Consider the following 2,716-nt stretch of genomic DNA (forward strand, 5'->3'; position numbering starts at 1 on the left):
ATAATTTAATTTAAATTAAAACAATAGGAATAAATACGTTCCAAAAACAGTAGATTCAAGAGGAGAACCATATATGAAAAACAACAAAAATACATCTACTAATCCTATAGTATATGTATTAAATCCTTCATGTCAAATAGAAGACCTAGAAATAGGCAGTGACTATGAAGGTGTTATTACCAGAGTAGAAAAATACGGATTCTTTGTAAGTCTAAGTAAAAGTGTTTATGGACTTCTAAGAACACGAAATCCTAAAGAAAAAGTAGGAAACAAGATAGTAGTTAAAATAGCAGAAATAAAACCACATAAAGGAAAAATGGATGTTGATTTAAGCTACTCAAAAATAAAATACGGTAATGACTACGAAACAAAAACAGTAAAAAGAAATGTTAAAAGAACAAAAATAGGCGACTTATCAGAGGACAACCTAGGAAGAAACGTAGCAATACAAGGAGAAATCATACAAATACAACAAACAAGTGGACCAACAATATTCACAATAAGAGATGAAACAGATATAACATGGTCTGCAGCATTCAATGAACCTGGAGTTCGAATGTATCCAGAACTAGAAGTAGATGATGTAGTAGAAATACTTGGAGAAGTATCAATACATGGTGGAAAAATACAAATAGAATCAGAAACCATTGAAAAACTAGACAAAACAGAAGAAGAAAAACTCAAAGAACTAATAGATAAATCAATAGACCAAAAAGCACAACCTACAGATACATCAGTAATGATAGAAAACAGTGAAGTTTTAAACAAACTAAGACCAAAACTTGCAGAAGCAGCAAAAGCAATAAGAAGAGCAATACTTGATGGAAGATCAATACTAGTAAGACATCATGCAGATGCAGATGGAATATGTGCAGGAATAGCAGTAGAACAAGCAGTACTACCAATACTAAGAGAGGAAAGTAATGATGCAGATGCAGAATGGCACTTTTTCAAACGATCCCCTAGTAAAGCACCATTCTATGAACTAGAAGATGTAGTAAAAGATCTATCCTATGCACTAGAAGATATGGAAAGACATGGACAAAAACTACCATTACTAGTATTACTAGATAATGGATCAACAGAAGAAGATGTAGCAGCACTTAGACATTCAAAAGTATATGGAATAGAATCTGTAGTAGTAGACCATCACTACCCAGGAGAAGTAGAAAATGGACGAGCACTAATAGATAACTATGTAGATATACATGTAAACCCATACCTTGTAGGTGGAGATTCACAACTTACAGCAGGAGCACTAGCTGTAGAACTAGCAGGAATGATAAACCCTGATGTAAGAGATAAAATAAGACACTTCCCTGGAATTGCAGCAGTAGGAGACCATGCAGAATGTATGGAAGTAGATCAATACCTTAAAATAGCTGAAGAAGAAGGATACACAAGAGATGATCTTGATAAAGTAGCTACATGTGTAGACTTTGAAGCATATTTCCTAAGATTCATGAATGGAAGAGGTGTAATGAACACAATATTAGGTCTTGAAGATAAACAACGTCAAGAAGAATTACTAGATGTACTAATAACAGAATCAGATAAAAGAGTTGAAACACAACTTAAAGCAGCCCTACCAAATGTTGAAACAGAATACTTTGATAATGGTATACAATTCAACAGATTAGATGTTGAAAAATATGCACATAAATTCACATATCCTGCACCTGGAAAAACAACAGGATATGTACATGATAAATTAGTACAAGAAAAAGGAGAAGACAAACCAATAATGACCCTTGCAAATGGTCCAGACTTTGCTGTTCTAAGAGCAACAGAAGTAATTAAAAATGAGTTTGAATTTAACTTAAACGATGTAATTACTAAAATACAAGAAGAAATTCCACAAGCTGGAGCAGATGGTGGAGGCCATGAAGTAGCTGGATCTTTAAAATTCGTAGAAGGATTAGAAGAAGAAGTTCTAGCACTATTTACACAAGAGGTTAAAAATCTTAAAAGATAAATCATAACCTCCTTAACTAAATTTTCTCTTTTTAAAAAAAAATACTTATTTTCTATTAATATAAACTTAAATATGTTGATTATTGAGACTTAATATTTTAAGTAGTAAAAAATACTTAATAAGATGGAATATTAATCCATCATATACATTTAATCTGCAATTCCGCCATCTATTGCATCTTTCATATCTTTATATGCTTCTTTTTTATTATGATATGTTTTTCCTGCCTGTGGACTGTAGTATGGATATTTATCAGGTAATTCATATTCTACTCCTTTATATGTTCCTTTTGTAGGCGTGCTGTCTTTATTTGATGTGGACTTTTTAGAGGTAGTTTGTTGTTTTTGAGTATTATCTTGTTGTGATGTTACTTTGGTATCTGTCGTGTTTGGTGTTTGATTACTAGTAGTATTATTCATTGTTATATTAGAAGTAGTATTATTTACTGTGGTATTATTCTCTTGTGTTGTATTATTAGTTAATAACATGCCCACACCTACTACTAAACTACATACAACTATAATTCCTATAACTATAATTAAAATATTCTTTTCTCTCATAATTTTCTCCTTACTATTTTTTATAAAAGTTTTAATAACTTTATATTATAATTTATAGTTTATTAAGTAGTATTATTTAATTTTATTGTATTAAAATAAGTATTTAAAATTATTGCTATTTATAGAAATATCTTGATTATATACTTGTTTGATGTAAAACCCATTTAAAAGATTTGTAATA

At 30.5% G+C, this 2,716-nt stretch carries 2 protein-coding genes; one reads left to right on the forward strand and one right to left on the reverse strand.

The genetic code is table 11. The features are described 5' to 3' along the window. The first annotated feature begins 73 nt into the window (after positions 1-73). A complete protein-coding gene (locus tag A9758_RS00915) occupies positions 74-1,975 on the forward strand; it encodes a DHH family phosphoesterase (RefSeq protein ID WP_011406107.1) in 1,902 nt (633 codons plus the stop codon). Positions 1,976-2,124: 149 nt separating this feature from the next. Here A9758_RS00915 and A9758_RS00920 read toward each other — a convergent pair whose 3' ends face one another. Continuing rightward, positions 2,125-2,535, reverse strand: coding sequence for a hypothetical protein (locus A9758_RS00920; RefSeq protein WP_011406106.1), 411 nt, complete (start codon positions 2,533-2,535; stop codon positions 2,125-2,127). Between the last annotated feature and the right edge of the window lie 181 nt (positions 2,536-2,716).

The sequence above is a fragment of the Methanosphaera sp. A6 genome, assembly GCF_001729395.1.
Taxonomy (GTDB): Archaea; Methanobacteriota; Methanobacteria; order Methanobacteriales; family Methanobacteriaceae; genus Methanosphaera; species Methanosphaera stadtmanae.